The sequence below is a fragment of the Roseicitreum antarcticum genome, from assembly GCF_014681765.1.
Taxonomy (GTDB): domain Bacteria; phylum Pseudomonadota; class Alphaproteobacteria; order Rhodobacterales; family Rhodobacteraceae; genus Roseicitreum; species Roseicitreum antarcticum.
In genome coordinates this window covers 2673998-2697166 of record NZ_CP061498.1, presented here as the reverse complement: position 1 = coordinate 2697166, position 23169 = coordinate 2673998, and the positions used below count along the sequence as shown (strand labels likewise).

At 63.3% G+C, this 23169-nt stretch carries 22 protein-coding genes; 8 read left to right on the top strand and 14 right to left on the bottom strand.

Annotation, left to right across the window (positions count from 1 at the left end):
• The 4 genes from H9529_RS12895 to H9529_RS12880 form a co-directional block, all read right to left on the bottom strand.
• Window positions 1-306: a chorismate mutase gene (locus tag H9529_RS12895; protein WP_092884876.1), complete on the bottom strand. Its 306-nt coding sequence runs from the start codon at window positions 304-306 to the stop codon at window positions 1-3.
• The gene (locus H9529_RS12890; RefSeq protein WP_092884875.1) at window positions 303-836 is read right to left on the bottom strand and encodes a GNAT family N-acetyltransferase; all 534 of its coding nucleotides are present in this window, start codon (window positions 834-836) and stop codon (window positions 303-305) included. Before H9529_RS12890 ends, H9529_RS12895 begins: the two co-directional genes overlap by 4 nt.
• Complete coding sequence (ffh, locus tag H9529_RS12885; protein WP_092884873.1) at window positions 833-2317, bottom strand: signal recognition particle protein; 1485 nt, start codon at window positions 2315-2317, stop codon at window positions 833-835. The genes H9529_RS12890 and ffh overlap by 4 nt, the downstream gene beginning before the upstream one ends.
• 302 nt (window positions 2318-2619) lie before the next feature.
• Window positions 2620-3204, bottom strand: coding sequence for an FMN-dependent NADH-azoreductase (locus H9529_RS12880; RefSeq protein WP_092884871.1), 585 nt, complete (start codon window positions 3202-3204; stop codon window positions 2620-2622).
• Between the two features lie 110 nt (window positions 3205-3314).
• Here H9529_RS12880 and H9529_RS12875 point away from each other — a divergent pair, with 110 nt between their 5' ends.
• From H9529_RS12875 to H9529_RS12860, 4 genes are all read left to right on the top strand, one after another.
• Window positions 3315-4169, top strand: a complete 855-nt coding sequence (locus H9529_RS12875) for a LysR family transcriptional regulator (RefSeq protein ID WP_092884869.1) — start codon at window positions 3315-3317, stop codon at window positions 4167-4169.
• Between the two features lie 376 nt (window positions 4170-4545).
• Window positions 4546-5634 (top strand): transglutaminase-like domain-containing protein, encoded by a 1089-nt coding sequence (locus H9529_RS12870; RefSeq protein ID WP_176846800.1) that lies wholly within the window; start codon window positions 4546-4548, stop codon window positions 5632-5634.
• On the top strand, window positions 5631-6911 hold the full coding sequence (locus H9529_RS12865) for a phosphopantothenoylcysteine decarboxylase domain-containing protein (RefSeq protein WP_092884867.1): 1281 nt from the start codon (window positions 5631-5633) through the stop codon (window positions 6909-6911). Before H9529_RS12870 ends, H9529_RS12865 begins: the two co-directional genes overlap by 4 nt.
• A gap of 184 nt (window positions 6912-7095) precedes the next feature.
• The gene (locus H9529_RS12860) at window positions 7096-8220 is read left to right on the top strand and encodes a helix-turn-helix domain-containing protein (RefSeq protein WP_092884865.1); all 1125 of its coding nucleotides are present in this window, start codon (window positions 7096-7098) and stop codon (window positions 8218-8220) included.
• A 66-nt stretch (window positions 8221-8286) separates the two neighbouring features.
• On the opposite strand, the gene htpX is transcribed toward H9529_RS12860, so the two are convergent.
• The 3 genes from htpX to nth all read right to left on the bottom strand — a co-directional run bounded on the left by htpX (window position 8287) and on the right by nth (window position 10889).
• Complete coding sequence (gene htpX, locus H9529_RS12855; RefSeq protein ID WP_092884863.1) at window positions 8287-9186, bottom strand: zinc metalloprotease HtpX; 900 nt, start codon at window positions 9184-9186, stop codon at window positions 8287-8289.
• A 72-nt stretch (window positions 9187-9258) separates the two neighbouring features.
• On the bottom strand, window positions 9259-10248 hold the full coding sequence (locus H9529_RS12850; protein ID WP_092884861.1) for an adenosine kinase: 990 nt from the start codon (window positions 10246-10248) through the stop codon (window positions 9259-9261).
• On the bottom strand, window positions 10245-10889 hold the full coding sequence (nth, locus tag H9529_RS12845) for an endonuclease III (protein WP_092885372.1): 645 nt from the start codon (window positions 10887-10889) through the stop codon (window positions 10245-10247). Before nth ends, H9529_RS12850 begins: the two co-directional genes overlap by 4 nt.
• Before the next feature lie 125 nt (window positions 10890-11014).
• Between nth and H9529_RS12840 the strand changes: the two genes are divergently transcribed.
• The 3 genes from H9529_RS12840 (at window position 11015) to H9529_RS12830 (ending at window position 13598) form a co-directional block, all read left to right on the top strand.
• Window positions 11015-11872 (top strand): methylated-DNA--[protein]-cysteine S-methyltransferase, encoded by an 858-nt coding sequence (locus H9529_RS12840; RefSeq protein WP_092884859.1) that lies wholly within the window; start codon window positions 11015-11017, stop codon window positions 11870-11872.
• A gap of 134 nt (window positions 11873-12006) precedes the next feature.
• Window positions 12007-12636 (top strand): OmpA family protein, encoded by a 630-nt coding sequence (locus H9529_RS12835; protein ID WP_223814165.1) that lies wholly within the window; start codon window positions 12007-12009, stop codon window positions 12634-12636.
• A gap of 194 nt (window positions 12637-12830) precedes the next feature.
• Window positions 12831-13598 carry a FadR/GntR family transcriptional regulator gene (locus H9529_RS12830; protein WP_092884855.1) on the top strand — a complete coding sequence of 256 codons (768 nt, stop codon included), beginning with the start codon at window positions 12831-12833 and terminating at the stop codon, window positions 13596-13598.
• A 152-nt stretch (window positions 13599-13750) separates the two neighbouring features.
• Here H9529_RS12830 and H9529_RS12825 read toward each other — a convergent pair whose 3' ends face one another.
• Window positions 13751-14992: an argininosuccinate synthase gene (locus H9529_RS12825; protein WP_092884853.1), complete on the bottom strand. Its 1242-nt coding sequence runs from the start codon at window positions 14990-14992 to the stop codon at window positions 13751-13753.
• Between the two features lie 189 nt (window positions 14993-15181).
• Between H9529_RS12825 and ilvA the strand changes: the two genes are divergently transcribed.
• Window positions 15182-16429 carry a threonine ammonia-lyase IlvA gene (ilvA, locus tag H9529_RS12820; RefSeq protein WP_092884851.1) on the top strand — a complete coding sequence of 416 codons (1248 nt, stop codon included), beginning with the start codon at window positions 15182-15184 and terminating at the stop codon, window positions 16427-16429.
• Between the two features lie 54 nt (window positions 16430-16483).
• Here ilvA and H9529_RS12815 read toward each other — a convergent pair whose 3' ends face one another.
• From H9529_RS12815 to H9529_RS12790, 6 genes are all read right to left on the bottom strand, one after another.
• The gene (locus H9529_RS12815) at window positions 16484-17314 is read right to left on the bottom strand and encodes a glycosyltransferase family 2 protein (protein ID WP_092884848.1); all 831 of its coding nucleotides are present in this window, start codon (window positions 17312-17314) and stop codon (window positions 16484-16486) included.
• A gap of 9 nt (window positions 17315-17323) precedes the next feature.
• Complete coding sequence (locus H9529_RS12810; RefSeq protein WP_223814164.1) at window positions 17324-19003, bottom strand: hypothetical protein; 1680 nt, start codon at window positions 19001-19003, stop codon at window positions 17324-17326.
• A 61-nt stretch (window positions 19004-19064) separates the two neighbouring features.
• Window positions 19065-20012, bottom strand: a complete 948-nt coding sequence (locus tag H9529_RS12805; RefSeq protein ID WP_092885370.1) for a hypothetical protein — start codon at window positions 20010-20012, stop codon at window positions 19065-19067.
• 390 nt (window positions 20013-20402) lie between these two features.
• On the bottom strand, window positions 20403-21512 hold the full coding sequence (locus H9529_RS12800) for a site-specific DNA-methyltransferase (RefSeq protein WP_092884844.1): 1110 nt from the start codon (window positions 21510-21512) through the stop codon (window positions 20403-20405).
• A gap of 98 nt (window positions 21513-21610) precedes the next feature.
• A complete protein-coding gene (locus H9529_RS12795) occupies window positions 21611-22237 on the bottom strand; it encodes a ribonuclease HII (protein WP_092884842.1) in 627 nt (208 codons plus the stop codon).
• Between the two features lie 221 nt (window positions 22238-22458).
• Window positions 22459-23136, bottom strand: a complete 678-nt coding sequence (locus H9529_RS12790) for a hypothetical protein (protein ID WP_092884840.1) — start codon at window positions 23134-23136, stop codon at window positions 22459-22461.
• Window positions 23137-23169: the final 33 nt, after the last annotated feature.

The following is a 23169-nucleotide window of genomic DNA, read 5'->3' as shown; positions in this document are numbered from 1 at the left end:
TTATGTGTCGCGCGCGGCGATCTGTTCGTGGTGACGGATCACCTCTGATATGATGAAGGTCAGGAATTTGCGGGCAAATTCCGGGTCGAGATCGGCCTCTTTGGCCAACCACTCCAGCCGTTCGATCTGACGCTCCTCGCGCGCGGGATCGGACGGTGGCAAGGCATGTTCGGCCTTCAGCCGACCCACTGCCTGAGTCTGTTTGAAACGTTCCGCCAGCGTATAGACCAGGATCGCATCCAGCCGGTCGATGCTATCGCGATGGCTGGCCAGCAGGCCGGCGGCGCGGGTGGTTTCGCTTGTCATTGGCGCAGCCCCTCCGCCGTGAAGCTGTACTTCGTGAAGTCTTCGCCCATCACGGACGGCGCGCCCGCATCAACCTGTCCGCCCAGCTTCCGGGCGATGGCATGCGACGCCGTATTGTCGCGGTGGATCTGCGTGTGCGCGACCGTGGGGGTCAGGGTTTCAAACACCCAGCCGGTAGTTGCCAGGGCGGCCTCGGACGCGAGGCCACGCCCCTCGGACGCTGCGTCCCACAGCGACCATGTCAGTTCCAGCGGTTGCGTAGTGTCCATCTGCAAAGGCCCGGCATGGCCGAGGGCGGCACCGCTATCGCGGTCAGTCAGGATGAAGCGGCCAAAGCCGCGCAGCACCCATTGCCCGATCATGCCCGCGAATTTCTCTGTCGCCGCATAGACATCGCGCGGACCGCCGACAAACCGCGTCCGCGCACCTGTCGCATAGGCAACAAGGGCCGGCAGATCGCTGGCACGCGGCGCGCGCAGGAACAGCTGCGGGGTTTCCAGAACCGGCGTATGTGTCAGATCCGGCATCATTTTTTCTTCATCAGCCCCGACAAGCCCGAGGGCAGACCCATACCACCGCCCATGCCGGGGGGCATACCGCCCGGCATGCCTTTGGCCATGGCCTGCAACGTGGCCGGATCCATTTCGGACATATCCTTTGGCGCGCCGCCCTTGCCAAACATGCCCGCCATGGCCTGTTTCAGCACACCCTTCTTGCCCATGGTCTTCATCATGTCGGCCATCTGACGGTGCATCTTCAGCAGCTTGTTCAGTTCGGCCACTTCCAGCCCGGCACCGGCGGCGATGCGCTTCTTGCGGCTGGCCTGCAACAATTCGGGGCGGGCGCGCTCCTTCTTGGTCATCGAGTTGATGAGCGCCACCTGACGGCGCAGCATCTTGTCATCGAACCCGGCAGCCTCCGCCTGTTTGGACATCTTGCCCATACCCGGCATCATGCCCATGACACCCTGCATGCCGCCCATCTTCATCATCTGATCCAGTTGGCCGCGCAGATCGTTCATGTTGAACTGGCCCTTCTGGAAGCGCTTCATCATCCGCTCGGCCTGCTCGACCTCCAGCGTCTGCTGTGCCTTCTCCACCAGCGCAACGATGTCGCCCATGCCAAGAATGCGACCGGCCACACGCTCTGCCTCGAAGGTTTCCAGCGCGTCAGTTTTCTCGCCCAGACCCACAAAGCGGATCGGCTTGCCGGTGATCGCGCGCATCGACAGGGCGGCGCCGCCACGCCCGTCACCGTCCATCCGCGTCAGGATCACGCCCGTCACGCCGATCTTGTCGTCGAACTCCGTTGCGACATTCACTGCATCTTGCCCGGTCAGGCCATCAACGACCAGCAGGGTTTCGCGCGGATTGGCAACGTCGCGCACGGCGGCGGCCTGCGCGATCAGGTCGGCGTCGATATGCAGACGGCCAGCCGTATCGAGGATGTAAACGTCATAGCCACCCAGGCTGGCCTGCGTCTTGGCGCGTTTTGCAATCGCAACCGGATCTTCGCCCTTCACGATCGGCAGCGTATCCACGCCGATCTGAGTGCCGAGAATCGCCAACTGCTCCATCGCCGCAGGGCGGTTGGTATCGAGCGAGGCCATGAGGACACGCTTGCCCTCGCGCTCTTTCAATCGCTTGGCCAGTTTGGCGGTGGTCGTGGTCTTGCCCGAACCCTGAAGGCCCACCATCAGGATGGGCGCGGGCGGGTTGTCGATTTTCAGGACGCCAGGGTCACCCTCACCGCGCAGGGTGGCGATCAGTTCGTCATGGACGATCTTGACAACCTGTTGCCCGGGCGTAATCGATTTGGTGACGGCAGCGCCGGTCGCTTTTTTCGTGACGCGGGCAATGAAATCGCGCGCGACGGGCAGCGAAACGTCGGCCTCAAGCAGCGCAATGCGCACTTCGCGCAGCGCAGTCTTGACGTCATCCTCCGACAGCGCGCCCTGTTTGGTCAGGCGGTCGAATACACCGCCAAGGCGTTCGGAAAGGTTCTCGAACATATCCGGCCCTCTCTTGACCCTGTGCCGGGCGAACCGGCGTTACAAACGCAGTACTGCACCCGCGGGCGAAACCTCGCTGACGGGTGGCGATCCATGGCATAGCCAAGGACCGGAAGCGACATGACTTCCGGAAATCAGGATTTCGCATAGGCGGTTGGGAGGTCGGAGTCAAGCAGGCAACGCAGCCCGCTGACCTGTGCGCAGATCTGGCGCCTGCCCGATTGTGATCCGCAGCTTGCCCGCGCCGAGAGGGAGGACTGGCGCGGGCAAGTGCGTTATGGTCCCGGCGGACCTTACTTAAATCATGCGGCCAGTTTGTCGGCCGCGTCAAATGCTGCGTGAAGACTTTCCTCTGCAGCGACGGCCATATTGTCGGCAGCGATGAATTCTACATCAGTTATGCCCATGAAACCGAACATATGACGCACCCAGCCCGAAGCGAAGTCGATGTCCGACCCCAGCGTGGTGCCGCCCGAGGACATGGCAACAATCGCGCGCTTGCCCGACAGCAGGCCACGCGGGCCGGTTTCGGTGTATTCAAACGTCACGCCTTGGCGTGCGACATGGTCAAACCAGCTTTTGACCTGCGCGGGCACGGCGAAGTTATAGATCGGCAGGCCGAGCAAGATCACATCGGCGGCCTGAAGCTCTGCCAGGTAGGCATCTGATTCAGCGGCGATTTTCGCCTGTTCAGCGCTGCGCTGGTCAGCGGGGGTAAAGACCGCACCCATCCAGGCGCCGTCGATCATGCTGATCCCGGCGGACAAGTCGCGCGAGGTTATTGCAGCACCGGCCTTGGAAAAGCGCTCGGAGATGCGGTCGGTCAGTTGTTTGGACACAGAACCATCGGATTTGATGGTGGCGTCAAGGCGCAGAACATGGGTCATGGGGGAAGCTCCTGAAAAATCTGTAATTGTCAGGTACACCTTGCGCAAATGAACACAATAGACATAACTGCATAGCATATGTGAATTTTCGCACAGAAAGGTCCAGCCCCATGGCGTTCGAAAACTGGGATGAAATCCGTACCGCCTATCACGTCGCCAAGGTCGGCACTGTCAGCGGCGCGGCCGAGGTTCTGGGGGTCCACCACGCCACCGTGATCCGCCATATCGACGCGCTGGAACACCGGCTGGGCGCGAAGCTGTTTCAACGACATGCGCGCGGCTATACTGCTACTGATGCAGGGCGACAGGTGTTGCAGGTAGGCCAGACCACCGAAGACCAGTTGAACCAGCTTGCTGCGCGGATCACCGGTGCCGCCGATGAAATGGCGGGCGATCTGACCATTACCGCCCTGCCCTCGCTTGCTGGGCTGGTGGTACCTGCGCTGGCCGCACTGCACCGCGACCATCCCGGGCTGAACCTCCGGTTGCTGACCGACACGCGGGTGTTTCGGCTGGAATACGGCGAGGCGCATGTTGCCATTCGCGCCGGCAGTCGCCCGACAGAGCCCGATAACATCGTTCAACCGTTTGTCACGCTCGACGCCGCGCTCTATGCCGCGCCGGAATATGTCGAACGCCACGGGATGCCACAAACTGACAGTGACCTGGCGGCGCATCAGTTTGTCGCATTCGACGCCCGTGCGCCCTTCATGCGCTGGCTGATGGCACAGGTGCCGGCGGAACAGATCGTGCTGCATGTGAACGATGTCGCGGCAAAGAACACGGCGCTGACCGCGGGTATCGGCATCGGCTTCTGCTTCGCCGGCGAGGCCGATGGCAGTCTGATTCAGGTGATGCCGCCACGCCCCGAATGGGCCGTACCGCTGTGGCTCGTCACCCATGTCGACCTGCACCGGACACCAAAAGTGCAGGCCGCGCTGTCCGCCTTGAAACACCAGCACTGACCGTGCGATCCGGCACTTCGGCCGCATCGACGCGCCTTGAAGCGGGGCGAAGAACGATCCGAAAGTGCCTGGCACGCGCCCTTCATGCGCCAAGGAATCACTCTGTCCCACCCCAATGGGGGCGGTGGGACCGCATGCGCCGCGACAGGCGTATGCCGCTGTATTCCATTGCATTTTGCAATGATTCGCAGGGTAGGTCCCCAAAAGTGCAACTTTTGACTTGAATCAGCGCCAAAACGCGACTTTGCCCTTCTTGTCACCCTATATTCACTATTAACTTGAACATAACTTATCCAAATTGAGATCAGCCCCCTGCGTGTCTGATTTCTGATCGCCGCAAACACCACACATTTCCATCTGCCGGAGAATCCTGACCATGACCGCCACACTCTCATTCGTCGCGCAACCCGAAGTATTCGACAGCCTGCGCGACTCGGTCCTGGGGCTGTATCTTGGCGATCAAGCGGCTGCGGTCAGCGGGCTGGGAACAGTTTTGGACATCGCCCCGGATACGCCCGTGCCCACGCGCGACACGCCAACCCTGTGTGTGATCCTGAGCGGTCGGCTGCATGACGCGACCGGCGGCTACGGTCCTGGCAACCATATCGAGCTGACGGCAGCCACCGACCTTGCAACCGGCGACATGGCCGCTCAGGTCTGGATGCTGAACCTGCATCAGCCCAGGCTAACCACCCCTGCCGGGCTGGGCCTGCGCGGCGCGATCGACACGGCGCTTCAGGCTGCCAAAGATGCCGAAGCGGCACATACCCGGGCCGCCGACTTCATCATCCCCGAGGCTGACAGCGTGTGTGACCACACCCATCCCACGATCCGCCGTCAGGCTGTCCGGCTGCGCCGCGCCACCCAGGTCGGCACCGCAAAGGCGATCTTCGATTTCGTGCAGGCAATGCCATATCGCTTCGGGCATTGGCAGGAACGTGCATCGGACACGCTGGCAAAAGGCTACGGCATGTGTTCCACCAAAGCCAACCTTCAGGTCGCGCTGTGCCGTGCCGCCGGGCTGGAAGCGGGCTTTGGCGATGTGAAGCTGGAAATGGGCACGTTGGGCACGCTGATGCCAGACGACTGGCGCGCCATGATGAAGCCGGTGGTGCACCACTTCTTTGCCACGGTGCGGCTGGACGGGGTCTGGCATGCCTTCGATGCGACCTATACCGACGACTGCCTGCGTGCTTTCGTCCGGACGGCGCCCGAACTGTCGTTCATCTTTCCCGCCCGTTTCGACGAAGGGCAGCCCTACAACCCCACCTTGGTGTCGAAGGGCTTGTCAGCAGATGATTTCACCCCGCGCACCGACCTGACGCGCGAATTTGGCAAATCCAGCCGCTTTTCCCAGCGCCAGTTCGAAGCGCTGAACACACGGTTGGACCGCCTGCAAGGCGTGCACCTGCGCTTTGCCGGTGCCGCAGATCAGAACGCGACCCCGATGCAGGCCTCGGCATGAGCCTTTTCGACTGGGATTTCTCGCCCCCCACGCCCAGCGACATGGGTGACCATGACGTGCCCGCCGCCTCGACCCGGATGGCGGGGCGTCGGGTCGCGCTGATGGTCACCGGCGGCATTGCCGCGATGAAGACCCCCGAACTGGCACGCGGCCTGCGTCGCCACGGTGCCCATGTCGTGGCCTTTGTCAGCGATGATGCGTTGCGCTATGTCGCCCGCGAGGCGCTGGAATGGGCAACCTGCGGTCCGGTGGTCAGCAATCTGACCTGGGCCGCCGAACACCTGTCAGACGGCGCGCCGTTCGATGCCTATCTGGTCGCCCCCGCCACACATAACACAATTGCCAAAATGGCATATGGTATCGGCGATACCGTCGTCACCTCGGCCCTGATCTCTGCACTTGGCCGGATGGAGCAGGGGCGAGCGAAAGTACTTGTCGCGCCGACGATGCATGGCACCATGCATAATGCGCAGTTGCTGGACAATGCCCGTCGCCTGGCCGCGCAGGGAGTCCGGCTCATCACCCCGCGCGACGCTTTCGGCAAGCACAACCTGCCCGATACCGAAACGCTGTGCACAGCCGTGGGACGCGCGTTGTCACAATCGTCGCTGCACGGTCGCCGGATCATGGTCACCGCCGGGCCGACGCCGGTGCCGATCGACGGGGTGCGGCGTATCGTCAACCGCTTCCGCGGGCGGCTTGGTGCGCAGGTGGCCGAGGAACTGACCTGGCGCGGTGCCGATGCCGAATTGCTGCTGGGCGACGGCGCTTGGCGTCCCCGCGCACCCATGCGACTGACCATCGCACGCACCTATGACGATTATCGCGACATGGTTGTAGCGCGGGCGCAATCGGGGCTGTTTGCCGGCGTCTTCTCGGCCGGGGTGGCAGATTACCGCCCAGCCAAGGCAGTGGTCGGTAAGATCACCTCGGGGCAGGCGCAATTGCCGCTGATGCTGGAGCCGACCGAGAAGGTGATTGATCTGGCCATGGCGGCCGACCCCGCCATGCATTGCGTCGCGTTCAAATACCTTGAAGGCGTGAGCGAGGACGAACTGATCCGTATTGCCGCCAAACGGCTGGACCGCGCGGGGCTGGTCGTTGCAACACGCGGCGAGGATACGCGCGGCACCGATCAACGCGCGCTCTTCGTGCGACGTGATGGCGTGACGCCTGTACCCGACAAGCGCGCCATCGCTGTCGCCATCGCTGATCATCTGGAAGATCTGGCCGACCGGGCGGTATCGCAGGACCGTGGCCATATTGCCGCCCAGTAGCGATTTTTCCAAGCATCCCAGCCGAATCGCATGGCACGCCCGCAAAATAGTGCTATTTTGCAAATATACTGGGAGGAACCCTAACCACTGCGACCATGACGCTTCGGACCGTTAGGTGAAAGCCTGCAGCCCGCGCAATGGGCGGCGTGCGCCTCCCCGGCAGAGTTTGGAAAATGGCGTAGACATGCAAAACGACACCAGTGCCGTTCAACCCGATCCGGATGACAGCGACGAGGCGTCCTTATGGTTCCTGCCCGGCCCCGTCGAAGATGAGGACGCAACCACCAACACCTCCCTACCCTGGCCTGTCGCCGATCAGACTGATCTGCTGGACTCTGTCGCTTGGCAGCGGGCCGAAGCAACGCAGGCCGTGGCACTGGCCCGCGCCGCTGCAGTGCTGGGCGCGCTGGATGAACGCTTGCGCGCCAGCACCGAAGGGTTGCGGCAGCGGCTGGGGCTGCTTGAAGTCACCGAACTCAGCTGGCACGCAGGCGACCGCATCCCCGCCGACCGGTTGGCGCTTTATCACGCGTTGCGCTTGTCAGGTGCGCAAACTGACAGCTTGGCACTGGCGCGTGCGGGTTGGGCCTATCGGCGGTTGACCAGCGGACCCGGGCCGATCGGCAGCGCGGATGGCGCACCGGTCCCCTCGGCGCCCGCAGACCCGTCAGACGCCGCAGAAATCATGGGCCAGTCCGGGTCTCCCTCGGCGCTGGACGCGTTTCTGGGGCGCAAGACCGCGCCAGACAGCCCCGACCCCGACACCCGGCAGTGGCAGGCGCTGCTGAACGGCGCGCATGGGCTGCACAGCCTGACTGCGGCAGCGATGTGCTATCACGCCGGACGCATTATCGCGGGTACCATCGGCATGGCGGGCCGCGAGATGATCGAGGCCGCCGTGGTTGCTGCGCGCATGGCCGCGCGCGACACAAGAGGCGGGCTCATGTTCGTGCCACTGGCGCTGGGGGGTGTTTCGGCTCTGCAAGCGCGGGGCAGCATCGAAGAACGTCTGACAGGCTGGTATATCGGGGTGGAACGCAGCGGGCTTGCCGCTCTGATGCATCTGGACCGGCTGGCCGAATGGCACGCCCGCGTCACCCGCGCGACGGCGCACCTGTCGGGCCGAACGCCGCCGCAACTGGTGCAGGTACTGGCGGACTGGCCTCTGGTTTCCGCCGCCATGGCCGAGGCGCAAACCGGCGCCAGCCGCGCCGCCGTGCAGCGCAACCTTGCGATGCTGGAGAACGAGGGGCTGATCCGCGAGGTCACCGGACAAGGCCGGTACCGTTTCTGGACGGCTGCGCTGTAATCCACTGAACGCGGCGGATACGACCTGCGCCCTAAGGCGGCGTGACGGTCGACACCCGCACTACCTTTACCCCCAGGGCCCGCCCGACCGGCCACCCCGTGGCGCTGCGGGCTGTGCGCGACGCGGCGCATCCTGCCCCACCATGGCCTGCAAGGCGGCGATCCGGTTTTCAGTATTGGGGTGGGTCGAAAACAGCTTGTCATGCGCATGGGCATGCAACGGGTTGATGATGAACATATGCGCCGTCGCCGGGTTGCGTTCGGCCACATTATTGTCGATCCGGCTGGCGAATTCCTGAATTCGTTTCAGCGCCGAGGCCAGCCACAACGGGTTGCCGCAGATCTCTGCGCCCACGCGATCCGCCTCATACTCGCGCGACCGCGAAATAGCCATCTGAACCAACGCCGCCGCCAACGGGGCCAGGATCATGATTGCCAGCGTGCCAATAATGCCCATGCCGCGATCCCGGTTGCCACCAAAGAACATCGCGAAGTTTGCAAGCATGGAAATCGCACCGGCAAATGTGGCCGTGACGGTCATGATCAGCGTGTCGTAGTTCTTGATATGCGCCAGTTCATGCGCCATCACGGCGGCGACTTCCTCATCCGACAGGCGGCGCAACAGGCCGGTGGTCGCGGCCACGGCAGCGTTTTCCGGGTTGCGGCCCGTGGCAAAGGCATTGGGCTGGTCGGTGTCGATCAGATAAACGCGCGGGCGCGGCATGTCTGCATCATCTGCCAGCTTGTGCACCATGCGCAGAAGGCTGGGGGAAACCTGGCTGTTGCATTCCTGCGCATTGTTCATGCGCAGCACCGCCTTGTCCGAGTTCCAGTAGGCGTAGACGTTCATGCCCGCCGCAAAGACCAGCGCGATGACGATCCCGGCGCCGCCGCCCAACAAATACCCGATCCCCATGAAAAGCGCCGTCATGGCGGCCATCAGCATCGCAGTTTTCGTATAGCCCATGGGGGATCTCCGACGGATTGATCAGAGGGCAGATATGGGGGTGGTAGCGGCGCCGCGCAAGTTGCGGATGCCTCAGATCAATCCCTCAGCGCGGAAAATCGCCAACAGATCGGACTTCGGACGTGCGCCGATATGGCTGATGACCTCGGCTGCGGCGATGCAGCCCATGCGCCCTGCGGTGGCCATGTCGGCGCCATTTGCCAAGCCGAACAGGAAACCCGCAGCGAACTGGTCGCCCGCGCCCGTGGCATCCACCGGCGTCACCATCTTGACGGGAATCTCGGTCTCCTCACCGTTGCGGATGATGCGCACCGGGTCGCCCGACCGGGTACAGACAACCAGATCACAGGCAGCGGCGGCCTGCACCAGCGCATCATCCAGATCATTCGCCTGATAGAGTGAGACCCACTCCTGCTCGTTCCCGATAACGTAGTCCATATCCTGTGCGACCAGCGCGCGAAAATCGTCACGGTGGCGGTCGACGCAGAACGGATCGGACAGCGCAATGCCCGCCAGCCCGCCCGCATCGCGACAGGCACGGGCGGCTTTCAGGAATGCAGCCTTACCCTTGTCCTTGTCGAACAGGTATCCTTCCAGAAAGACAATCGCGCTGTCGGCCATCAGGGCCGCATCCACATCGTCGGGGCTGATTTCGGCCGAGATGCCCAGATAGGTGTTCATCGACCGCTCACCATCAGGCGTCACAAAGATCATGCTACGCGACGTCGGCAGTTCCCCATCAGCGACGGGCAAATTGGCGAAATGCGTGCCCACCCGCTCACTGTCAGCGGCATAGAACCTACCCAGCGCATCGTCCCGCACCCGCCCGACAAACGCCGCCTTCAGCCCCAGCGCCCCCACACCCGCCAGTGTGTTCGCCACCGACCCACCAGAGGCCTGCGCCCGGTCTTTCATCGCACCATAGAGCGTCTCGGCGCGGTCACGCTCAACCAGCTGCATGATCCCTTTGTGAATGCCCATATGGTCCAGGAAATGGTCATCCACCGTGGCAATGACGTCGACGATGGCGTTGCCGATCCCGGCGATCTGATAGGTTTTCATAGGTTTTTATCCTCGAAGGGGCAAAGGTCACGGATGATACATGTGCCGCACATCGGCTTGCGCGCCTTGCAGACATAGCGCCCATGCAAGATCAGCCAGTGATGGGCATGCAGTTGGTACTCGGCGGGGATGTGGTCTTCGATTGCGCGCTCCACGGCATTGACGTCGCGGCCCGGGCAGATGCCGGTGCGGTTGCCGATGCGGAAAATATGCGTGTCGACCGCCTGCGCGGGCAGGCGCCACCACATGTTCAGCACCACATTCGCCGTCTTGCGCCCGACGCCGGGCAACGATTGCAGTGCCGCTCGGGACGACGGAACCTGTCCGTCATAATCGTCGACCAGGATCTGGCACAACCTGATGACATTGCGTGCCTTGTTGCGGTAGAGGCCGATTGTCTTGATATGGTCGATCAGCGCATCCTCGCCCAAGACCAGCATCTTTGCGGGCGTGTCGGCGATCTGGAACATGTCATGCGTGGCCCGGTTCACGCCCACGTCGGTGGACTGCGCCGACAGGGCGACGGCCACCAGCAGCGTGAAGGCGTTGGTGTGATGCAACTCGCCCTGCGGTTCCGGGTTGGCGGCCTGAAAACGCTGGAACATCTGTGACAGGGTAGCGTAATCGCATTGCTGAACCATCATCGCGGTATGCCGAAGGAACCGCCCCTCGGCAAGCGGGTCGGGTGCAGTTTTACGCAAAAACCGGGTCGTTATGAGACGACGGTAGCCCTATTGTGGCATGGCACACAGCCACGGAAGACAACATGCCGTCACACGAGATTGAAGACCGCTATCATTATCAGGTGATCCGCCGCGCGATCGCGGAAATCGACCGCGCCGAGGGCACGCTGACTCTGGACGCCCTTGCCAGTAGGCTGGGGATGAGCGGGGCGCATTTTCAGCGGGTCTTCACCGCGTGGGTAGGCGTGTCACCAAAGCGGTATCAGCAATACCTGACGCTGGGCCATGCGAAGGCTCTGCTGGCCGCACGGTTCAGCACGCAAGCCGCCGCCGATGGTGCGGGGTTGTCAGGCAGTGGGCGACTGCACGACCTGTTCGTGCGGTGGGAGGCGATGACACCGGGCACCTACGCCCAACGCGGCGCGGGGCTGACCATCCGGCACGGCTGGTTCGACACGCCGTTTGGCCCGGCACTTGGCATGGCGACGGAACGCGGGCTCTGCGGGCTGGCCTTTGCAAATGACACGGACCCCGACGCGACCCTTGCCGACATGACCCGCCGCTGGCCCGCCGCTGTCTATGTCGCCGACCAGAGCGGTCCCGCACCCCATATCGCGGCGGCCTTTGGCGGGGCGGGCGACGGGGCGGGGCGGGCCCGGCTGCACCTGATCGGCGCACCGTTCCAGATCAAGGTATGGGAGGCCTTGTTGACCGTCCCATCGGGCCACGTGACCAGCTACGGCACCCTTGCACAGGCGGTCGGGGCGCCACGCGCGGCACGGGCGGTCGGCAGCGCCGTCGGGGCCAACCCGCTGGGCTTCGTGATCCCCTGTCACCGCTGCCTGCGCGGCGACGGCGGCCTTGGCGGCTATCATTGGGGCCTGACAACCAAACGCGCCATGCTGGGATGGGAGGCCGCGCGCCTTGACGCCCACCCATAAACCGCCGTGCGATCAGCAAAGCGTGACCGGCAAGAAAGCGCGGAACCAAATGGGGTCGCTGTTCGTTGAGATAGTGGCGTGATATACTGTCACCTCAGATTATCCGGAACGAAGGTGTCCACATGGCTTTTAAAATGTCTATGACCGCAGGCTTGGTTGGTGTTGTTGCACTGGCAGGCTGCGTTGATCCCAACAGCAACATCAACCGTACGCGCACTGGTGCGCTGACCGGGGCTGCGGCAGGCGCATTGATCGGGGGCACCCAAGGCAGCGAAAACCGGCTGGAGCGTGCACTGGTCGGCGGCGTCATCGGCGCCGCTGCGGGCAGCGTCATCGGGTCACAATTGGACCGTCAGGCCGCGCAACTGCGCTCACAGCTTGGCAACGATGTGGACGTCCGCAACACGGGCGAGACGCTGGTGCTGACACTGCCGCAGGACATCTTGTTCGCCACCGACAGCGCCGTCGTGCGCCCTGATCTGCAACGTGACCTACGCACCATCGCGACCAACCTGATCAACAACCCCAACAGCACCATCGGGGTTGTGGGCCATACTGACAACGTCGGCTCGGCCAGCTACAATGAGACGCTGTCGCAACGCCGTGCGGCCTCGGTCGCAGCCGTTCTGCGCGATTCGGGCGTACCGGGATCGCGGATCGTCACCGCCGGGCGCGGGCTGTCCGAACCCATCGCCTCGAACGCGACTGCGGCGGGGCGTGCGCAGAACCGCCGGGTCGAGATCATCATCCGCCCGACTTCATAAGCAGCAATACCAGCGCAGCCCTGCCACCGCGCGACACGCGGCGGCAGGGCTTCTTGTTTGCGGGTCGCAGCGTAGGCGGGCCCGCGCCTGATCAACGCAATGCAGAGGCCGTACCTTGTCCCACGGCGCGCGTGCGAAACCAGTTGCGCGCGGCACTGGGCGGTCATATCTTTTGACCAGTTATCGGGGGAAGCATGCCGTTTCAGCGCATCCAATCAGAAAAACTGTCGCAATCCGTGGTAAGGCAGATCGAATTGCTGATCCTGCGCGGTATCTTGCGGCCAAGTGAGCGCTTGCCCTCGGAACGCGAACTGGCCGAAAAGCTGGGTGTCTCGCGCCCCAGCCTGCGCGACGCGGTCGCCGAATTGCAGGAACGCGGTTTGCTGGCCACCCGCGCCGGGGCGGGGATCTATGTGGCCGACGTACTGGGATCGGCCTTCAGTCAGGCGCTTGTCACGCTGTTTGCCACCCATGATGAAGCGTTGTTCGACTATATCACCTTCCGCCGTGAGTTGGAGGCGATGGCCGCCGAACGCGCCGCGCGGCTGGGATCGGACACTGATCTGAAGGTGATCGACACGATCTTCCGAAAGATGGAGGCGGCCCACGGCAAGCGCAACCCGGCGGATGAGGCGCGGCTGGATGCCGAGTTTCACCTGTCCATCATCGAAGCCAGCCACAACATCATCATGCTGCACATGATGCGATCCATGTTCGACCTGCTGCGCGAAGGCGTTTTCTACAACCGTCAGATGATGTTCAAGCAACGCACGACGCGCGAATTGCTATTGGAACAGCACCGCGACATCAACAGCGCCATTCAGCACCGTGACACTGATGCCGCCCGTTCCGCCGTGGAGGCGCATCTGAACTATGTGGAAACCTGCATGCAAGACCTGCGCCGGGTTGAGCAAAACGAGGCCATCGCCCGTATGCGGTACGAGCACGCGCAAACGATCTGAAGCAGGCGCGGACCTGCCTGCGCTTGATCGGCGGGCGTGGGGGAGCGTTGTGGATAACCTCAGGCGGCCACGCGCCGCGCGATACCGCAACCTCGCATCACGTCCGGCCAAGTCACACGGGACGCGAAAACCGCGCCCCGTGAATTGTGCCCTTAGTACCCGATGCGACGTTTGCGCGTCGCGATCAGCTTCAGCCGCAGCGCGTTCAACTGGATGAAGCCCGCCGCATCCTTCTGATCATAGGCGCCGGCATCATCTTCAAACGTGACATGCGCCTCGGAATACAGGCTGTGATCGGACCAGCGGGCGACGGTACGGGCCAGCCCCTTGTAGAGTTTCAGCCGCACGGTACCAGTGACGTGTTCCTGGCTCTTGTCGATCAGCGCTTGCAACATCTCGCGTTCAGGGCTGAACCAGAAGCCGTTGTAGATCAGTTCGGCATATTGCGGCATGATCTGGTCTTTCAGATGCGCCGCGCCCCGGTCCAGCGTGATCTGTTCGATCCCGCGATGTGCCTCCAGCAGCAGCGTGCCGCCGGGCGTCTCATAGATGCCGCGGGACTTCATGCCGACGAACCGCCCCTCGACCAGATCGAGACGGCCGATGCCATGCTTGCCGCCCAACTCGTTCAGCCGGGTCAGGATGGCGGCGGGGCTCATCGCCTCGCCGTTGATTGCGGTGGCGTCGCCACGCTCGAACGTGACTTCGATGAATTCGGGGGTGTCGGGCGCTTCCTCCGGATGCGTGGTGCGCTGATAGACATAGTCGGGCGCTTCCTCACCGGGGTCTTCCAGCACCTTGCCCTCGCTGGAGGTATGCAGCAGGTTCGCATCCACGCTAAACGGCGCTTCACCGCGCTTGTCCTTGGCGATGGGAATCTGGTGGGTTTCGGCGAATTCCAACAACTTGGTACGGCTGCTCAGATCCCATTCACGCCAAGGCGCAATCACCTTGATGTCGGGGTTCAGCGCATAAGCGGCCAGTTCAAAACGCACCTGGTCGTTGCCCTTGCCGGTGGCACCATGTGCCACAGCATCCGCGCCGGTCATCGCGGCGATTTCCACCAGCCGCTTCGAGATCAGCGGCCGCGCGATAGAGGTGCCCAGCAGATACAGCCCCTCATATAGCGCATTGGCACGGAACATCGGGAAAACGAAATCGCGCACGAATTCCTCGCGCACATCCTCGATGTAGATATTCTCGGGCTTGATGCCCAACAATTCGGCCTTCTTGCGCGCGGGGTCCAGTTCCTCGCCCTGCCCCAGATCGGCGGTGAAGGTCACAACCTCGCACCCGTATTCGGTTTGCAGCCACTTCAGGATGATCGAGGTATCAAGGCCCCCGGAATAGGCAAGGACAACTTTCTTCGGCGCTGGTTTGGCGGCTGCGGACATGGTCAAAGGGCTCCATCACGGGGATAAGGGCGAGAATTCGGCTGCGCATCGGTCTATGGGCAAACGCCCCGCTGGGCAAGGGGCGCCGGGCCGCGCCTTGGCGTCTGACCGGGCAGAAATCGCCGCCCTGCGCCCAGTGGGGCGATGTTGCCCCTTTACGAAGACTTAAATCCGACGCAACACAGAGGGATGACAGATTTCAGCACCTCTGCCCATGCCTCTGCCGCCGCCATGCGGGTTCTCTTCGACCCGACTCCCTTGCAGCGCAACGATCACCTGTCCGCGCGGTTCAACGCCGACATCTGGCTTAAGCGCGAGGATCTGTCGCCCGTGCGATCCTACAAGATCAGAGGGGCCTTCAATGCCATGCGCAAGGTGTTGGAGGCGGACCCCACCCGCGCGCAGTTCGTCTGCGCCAGCGCAGGCAATCATGCGCAGGGCGTTGCCTTTGCCTGCCGCCATTTTGGCGTGCGCGGCACCATCTTCATGCCGGTCACCACGCCGCAGCAGAAAATCGCCAAGACCCGCGTCTTCGGCGGCGATGCGGTGGAAATCCGGCTGACGGGTGACTACTTCGACCAGTCGCTGACAGCGGCGCAGGCGTTCTGCAGGGAAATCGGTGGGCACTTCCTGTCGCCCTTCGATGATGCGGATGTGATCGAGGGACAGGCGAGTGTCGGGATCGAGATCCTCGAACAACTGGGCCGCGCGCCCGATATGGTGGTGCTTCCGGTGGGCGGCGGCGGGCTGTCGGCGGGGGTGACCAGCTTCTTGCGTCAGGCCGCACCGGAAACACAGTTCCGCTTTGTCGAGCCGCTGGGCGGCGCCAGCCTGACCGAGGCGCTGATTGCAGGCGCGCCGGTCACCCTGCCGCAGGTCAACAGCTTTGTCGATGGCGCGGCGGTGGCCCGCATCGGCGTACAGACCTTCGCGCGACTGCACGCAACCGACCCCGCGCACGTCCTGCTGGCGCCCGAGGACCGCATCTGCATCACCATACTGGAAATGCTGAATGTCGAGGGCATCGTGCTGGAACCCGCCGGCGCACTTGCCGTCGATGTGCTGCCCGACCTGGCCGATCAGATCGCGGGCAAAACCGTGGTCTGCGTCACCTCGGGCGGGAATTTTGACTTTGAACGCCTGCCCGAGGTCAAGGAACGTGCGATGCGCTATTCCGGTTGCAAGAAGTACTTCATCCTGCGGCTGCCACAGCGCCCGGGTGCGTTGCGCGACTTCCTGGAGCTTCTGGGCCCCGACGACGACATTGCCCGGTTCGAGTACCTGAAAAAATCCGCCCGGAACTTTGGCACCGTGCTGCTAGGGATCGAAACGACTGCGCCCGAGAATTTCGACTCGCTCTTGGCGCGCATCACCAGTGCAGGCTTGATCTTCCGCGACATTACCGAAGATGAAACGCTGTCGGGTTTCATCGTCTGAGGGCGGAACCAGGTCGCTACGGTTTCTGACGCACCCGGGGGATGTCGGCGCTTCTCAGCGCCCGCGCACCCATTCGTTGCCCGCCCACAACCGACTGATGCGCACCATGACGGCGACCGAGGTATAGACGGCAAACCCGACAGGATCGGCGCGAAACAGCGGCCAGAACCGCGGCGTAGGGGCCTTGCCTTCATTCGCCAGCAACTCAGGGTAGCGGGTCGCGATCTCGGCCACGCCGATGTCCTGCCTGCGCCGCACCCGGACCAAGCGGCGAAAGCCTTCGACCATCGGCCAGCGATAGGTGGCGGGCACCTGCACGCGTTCCTCCGGGCGGAACTGCAACCGCACGAAAGTGTCGTCCGATATCAGGTCGGGAAACGCCCCCCACCGCGCGCGTCCAGCGACATTGACACCGAACAACCCGAAGCCAGGAGCACCGCTGTCGTGAAACGGCAACCGCAACCACAGCCGCGCATAGGCCGTGGTCAGCCGCGATTCGGGCGGTGTTACCAGCGGCGTGCCACCCGCATAAACCGGGGCATCGGTACGCAACACCGCCGCCATCTGCGCCAGCAACGGCGGCGAAACGATCACATCGGCATCCAGATAGATCAGCGCGCTGCCCGTGGCCGTCGCGGTGTCCGCCGCATTCAGCGCACCGATCTTGTTGCCGCGCGCGATATCCAGCACGCTCAGGTTCCAGCCCCGGGACTTGAACCTGTCGGCAAACGTCCCGGCAATCTGCACCGTGGCATCGCTGCATCCGTTCGCCGCAACGATCACCGCAACGCCCATCGCTTCGGGCGCGTCGCTGGCCAGCACCGCTGACAGGCACGGCCCGATATACTGCGCCTCGTTATTGGCGGGGATGATGACGGTCAGCATGCCATCCCCCTAATCGCCCCCCGGTGGCGCGAAGGAAACAAGCGCGTCCCAGCGGGGGTTTTGGTCATCCAGATGCCGCAGCGCGCCCCAGCTACCGTACCGCGTCGGCGTATCCACATCAGAAAACGCGTTGAACAGATTCCCGCCCAGCGCGTACCAACCCGACAAAAGCGTCCGATACAACTCACCCATCTCCTGCGTATAATTCAGATGGATGAAGAAATCGACGATCGCGGTATCATCCGCCACATCCCACATCGGCACCACATGGCTGCCCCCCTCATACATGATGAGGTCCAGCCCGTGGCGCGCCGCGACCTCTGCCTGATAGGGCAGTACGTTGCCCAGCAGGTTCGCAAGCGAATCCTCGCCCGCGCCGCTGACTGAACCATCGCGAAGCTCCTGCGTGGCAAGCGACACCGCGTGGTCATAGCGATGCGCGGCGATGTAGTCCGTCCGGGTCTGCCCTGTCAGACTGGCGGCAGAATGCTCGGCCCGCGCAAGGGATTCCGCCAACCAGCGGCGCACCATCGGGGCCTTGTCGCTGCTGCCCAGCGCATTGCCGAAATATCCGGTCATGGCATAGGCGTCGAAGAAATCGGCGGGGTCTTGACCGACATTCCCAGCCTCGGCCCGCCACAAGGGCGCATCAAACACCTGTTCTTCCAACCCCAGCCAGCCCGTCTGACTGCTGATGACGCGCACCAGACGCTCGGCACCGTCGGGGCCGAACACGTCGCTCCAGATGCGCACCATCTCGATCGCCCGGGCGGTGTAGAATTGCAGCCACTGGTTTTCGGCGCCCCAGCGCGCTTGCGCACCCGCGTCCGCCCAGCGCGCTTGTTCAAACTGCCAGTTCCACACCTCATTCGACAGTTCCACATAGACCCGGCGGCCCGGCGGCAGCGTATCGCGCACGACCTGCGCAAAGGCCGCGATATAAGCATCATCCGCCAGATGCGGCAGGGTGAACCATGGATCGGCCGAGAGTTCCGCCGACAGGGCCAGCATCACTTCCAGCGGGACGCCCTGACGCGTCCAGGTGTAGTGGTCCAGCTGCGGGCGACCTTCCCAGGCAGTTTGGACCGAATTGTTGGTGCGCATCCAATCCATGAACCGCAGGGCGTTCACCCCTTCTATCCGCGCCAGCCAATCGGGGTTGAAGAACGCGCCTGCCGCGTGCAGGGCGATATGATCTTCGCGCACCACTTGAATGTTGCGGATCGGATCAGCGGGATCGATAGCGCGCAGCGTCAGCAGCACCGCACCGCCGGGCACATAGGTGAAACTGATCTCGCCGACCGATTGCCCCGCTGCGGGCGAGACCTGAGCAACGGCACCTTCCAGCGTGATATCGCCCCGCCCTTCATAGATCAGCCGGTAGCGCGCGGCGGCGCCGGTCGCGGCTTCGGGTACCGCGGTCAGGATCAGCGTGGCGATGCCTTCCAGTTCGGGCGGCAGCGCGACGGGCCAGCCCTGCGCATCCAGATAGCCACCATGCGCCAGATCGTCGTAGTCCCAGCCGCCCCATTGGCCCGGCAGATGACCGATCCACGCCCGCGCGGTTTTCATCACGTCAATGAAGGGCTGCTGCGCCGACCAATCCTCGACATACGCAAGGTTCAGCGCCAGCCACGGGTCCGTGCCCTGCGCGCGCTGCGCTGCCCCGGGGGAGGTGACATTTTGCATCTGCGCGCCCGCTGCCAGCGGCAGAAAAAGCGCGAGGGCCACAAGAAGGGCGCAGCACAGCCTATTGCGCATCGCCGACCCCCGTAACAGGCAGCGATGTCACCACATCCCAGACGACCTGCTGCATAAGTGCTGCGACCGGGGCCGAGGGCGCATCGGCAAGCGTACCATCTGCCCGACGCAAGGCATGCGGCAGCCCCAATGGATCGCGGTGATAGAGCACGGCATAATGCGTCAGCGCGACCAGATAGGCGCCGACATCGTTGATATGGATCGGATCAAGACTGCCATCGGGCATCCGCGCAAACAAATCGCTGCGGTCGGCCATGCCCCGCAGACCGCCCTGCCCTTCCAGCGCACGAACGAAAGCCGCCATGACCCGTCCCGCAGGGATGACATGGATCAGGGGCGCAGGGGGGTCTGCGGCGGCGGCGGCAAGCGCGCGGGCCAACAATTCGCCCTCCCACAATGCACCTGGATCAGTATCCAGACGGTTAAGCCAGCCCGCCGGATCGTCCAGATAATGCCATGTCTCATAAAGGTAAATCCGCACATCAGGCTGATGCTCCCGCGCCAGCCCGGCCCAGCGCCGCAGGTATTCGGCGCTGTCGTGATGCGCGATGGCGTCGCGCAGCTCAACCATCTCGGTCATGACAAAGGCATTGTATTCGCCGCTGCGCAGCGCCTCGGCAGCGTCGCGGTAACGGGGGTGGTCATTTTCCTGCGCGAAGCCGTTGATCGCGACATCGGGCTCCCAATGCGCGCGCAAGGGTGTGCCCCAGCCCAGTTGGCTGTCGTAGCGATGCGCGTCCAGCCCCACCGCCTGCGCCAGTTGCTGCACCATGCCAGGCATGTCGCGCCCAACAAGGCTATGCCCCAGATGGAACACCGACAGGGCGTCGTCAGGCGCGGGCAAGGGCACCTGATAGAGCGCAGCGCGCGCGGCATCATCCAGCGGTTCTGCCCCGTCACACCGGCCAAGAAGCCCGCAAGCGGACAGAAGCGACATCGCCGCGACCCCAGACAGATTTTTCAGGCGGTCCAGCACGTTGATCTTCAGCCCATGTTAAGCAAGTTGCGCAGTAAGCGTAGCGGCAAAACACCAGCGCGTCATCGGCCCTGATCCGTAACACGCCGAAATTCAGTGTTTCCCTGCGCGGCAATCGTCGCCTCACTTTCGCCCCAAAAATAGCGATGCAAAATCCGGCGCATAAAAAAACCCGCCGGACGAACCGGCGGGCTGAAGTTGCATCTGCTGCCAAGGGGGCAACAGACGCGGCGGTAAACTGTCAAACTTCAGACCGGAGGGCGTTCATTGGCATGCGCGCGCACCGATCTGACCTGTTGTTTTCGCATATCCGGGCGGCGCGACGCCGGCTCCGGGTTTTGCGCGATACGCTCACGAAGGGCGCTGCCCCATCTCAGCGCGCAATTGCTGGCGCAACAGATCGATGGGGATCAGCCGCCCTTCGCGCTTGAACTGCCAATAAGTCCAGCCATTGCATGACGGCGCGCCTTCCAGCAGGGCACCGACCTGATGGATTGAACCACGATGCTCGGCGCTGACCAAAGACCCATCAACCCGCACTTTGGCGGCCTGACCGCGTGGCGATACCAGAACCTCGCCCGGGCGAAGCAAGCCGCGTTCAACAAGCTGGCCAAACGGCACGCGGGGTTCCGCGCGTTTCGAGGTAGAGGTTTCCAGCACCGCCCCCTCGAACTTGCGCACCCGCGCCAGACGGGCGGTGGCAGCCTCGCGGTAGCCCGCGTCGCGTTCAATCCCGATAAATGACCGGCCCAGCATCTTGGCCACAGCGCCGGTGGTGCCGGTGCCAAAGAACGGGTCCAGCACCACATCACCGGGGTTGGTCGAGCCGACCATCACGCGGTGCAGCAGGCTTTCGGGTTTCTGCGTCGGGTGCGCCTTGTCGCCGTTGGCGTCTTTCAGCCGCTCATGCCCCGTACAGATCGGCAGTACCCAATCAGAGCGCATTTGCAGCCCTTCATTGAGGGTCTTTAACGCCTCATAATTGAAGGTGTACTTGGCACCTTCAGATTTGCTGGCCCAGATCATTGTTTCATGGGCATTCGTAAATCGCTTGCCCCGAAAATTCGGCATGGGATTGGATTTGCGCCACACCACGTCGTTCAGGATCCAGAACCCCGCATCTTGCAACGCCGCACCCACGCGGAAGATGTTGTGGTACGACCCGATAACCCAGATCGCCCCGTTGGGCTTCAGCAAACGCCGCGCGGCGGCCAACCACTCGCGGGTGAACTTGTCGTAGGTGGCGAAGCTGGCAAACTGGTCCCAGGCATCGTCCACAGCATCGACGCGGCTGTTGTCGGGGCGATGCAGGTCGCCGCGCAATTGTAAGTTGTAGGGTGGGTCGGCAAAGATCAGATCGACGCTGCCTTCGGGCAGGCCGTTCATCACTTCGATACAATCACCACCAAGAATTTCGTTCAGGGGAAGCGTTGCCGCCCCCGGTTTTGTCTTTACTGCCATCGCTGCCTCATCCCGCGCGTTTTCGCGCTTGTTTGATTGACCCCTAAGATGAGTCAAAGTCGATTCGGCGTCAATTTCTTTTTGAATCAGTGGGTTATTTAATTTTCTTCACACAAGATATTGCGCACTGGTGCGAACGAACGCCTATGGACGGGGGTCACACCAAGGGCGCGCAAGGCCAATTTATGCGCTGCGGTCGGATATCCGGCGTTTCGAACCCAGCCATAGCCCGGATATTGCGCGTCCAGGCCCGCCATGATGGCGTCTCGCGTCACTTTCGCCACGATAGAGGCGGCGGCGATCGACAGGCAGCGCGCATCACCCTTGACGATGGGTTCCGCAGCGCAGGGCAGATCTTGTGGCAGGCGGTTGCCGTCGATCAGCAGATGATCGGGCGCCTGCGGCAGGGCTGCGATCGCCCGGCGCATCGCCACGAAGCTGGCTTGCAAAATGTTGATCGCGTCAATCTCGACGACTGACGCATGGCCCACCCCGACCTCGGCGCAGGACATGATCTGCGCCGCAAGGGCCACGCGCTGTGCTGCGCTCAGCGTCTTGGAATCCGCCAGACCCTCTGGGATGGCCCCGGGAAGAAGCCGCACCGCCGCCGCTGTGACCGGTCCGGCCAGCGGACCGCGCCCGACCTCATCCACCCCCACAACAAAGCTGCAGCCGCGTTCGGCGGCCAGCGTCTCAAAGCTGAAGTCGGGGACGATGCGGGTCATGACCCTGTAAGACCAGCCTGCACCCCGCGCGGCAAGGACGAAATGGTCCCGCTGCCGCACAAACCAGCCCATGCGTTGCAATGGAAAGAGGGGTGCACCGACTGGTACACCCCTCCCCCGCAAGCTGGCCTGCAACACAATTTACGCGATTTACTCGTAACACTGCACTGTTCAAACAGACACTCGTTAATTATTGACCAACGCGGTTTAAAAAACTTAGGTCATCTGCGACGGTAGCCAACAGAAATAAGGCAATCTGCGTCATAAATTGTCTGGCCGCGCAGCCGCCCCCGGGCCTGAATCGCGCAGGCTTGGGGCAGGCGCCGTAATCCGGCCTGCTCCAGACAGATGCCGTCATATCCGCGCAGACGTTGACCGCCCTGCCGGTAATTCAGGGCGCAATATTGCGGCAGCACCTCGGCCACCGGGCGATGGGGCCGGGCCGGGCCATCGCGGCCGGGGCGGTCAGTAGGGCTCGCCGCCACGCGATAGCCCGAGCGCTCCAGACAATTCCCGCGATAGACATCCCGGCTGCCTCGGTTGGTCTGGACCGACTCAAGGCAACGCTGCGGCAGGTTGACCACGCCAGCCTGCGACAGACAGCGGGCATTGTAGACCGTCATGTCGCGATGACGCACACGCAGGGTTTCGGCGCAATGACCGGGCACTTCGTTGGGGCCATATCGCCTGCCAGGCGCCAGATCGGGGTCACGGTCGTTGAAGCTGTGTACGATCACGGCGACTGTCGCGGCCCCCAGCAAAAAGCGGATCAGATCGTCGTTCGAGGCGCGCGCCGGGGCGGCGCCCGAGACGACCGCCGCAACGATCAGCGCCGCCCCGGAGATCACCCCCACCACGCGGCGGCGAAAGTGACGGTGCAGGATATGGGTAACAGACATTGGCATTCCCTTTCAGCCTTGGCCGGTCCAGCG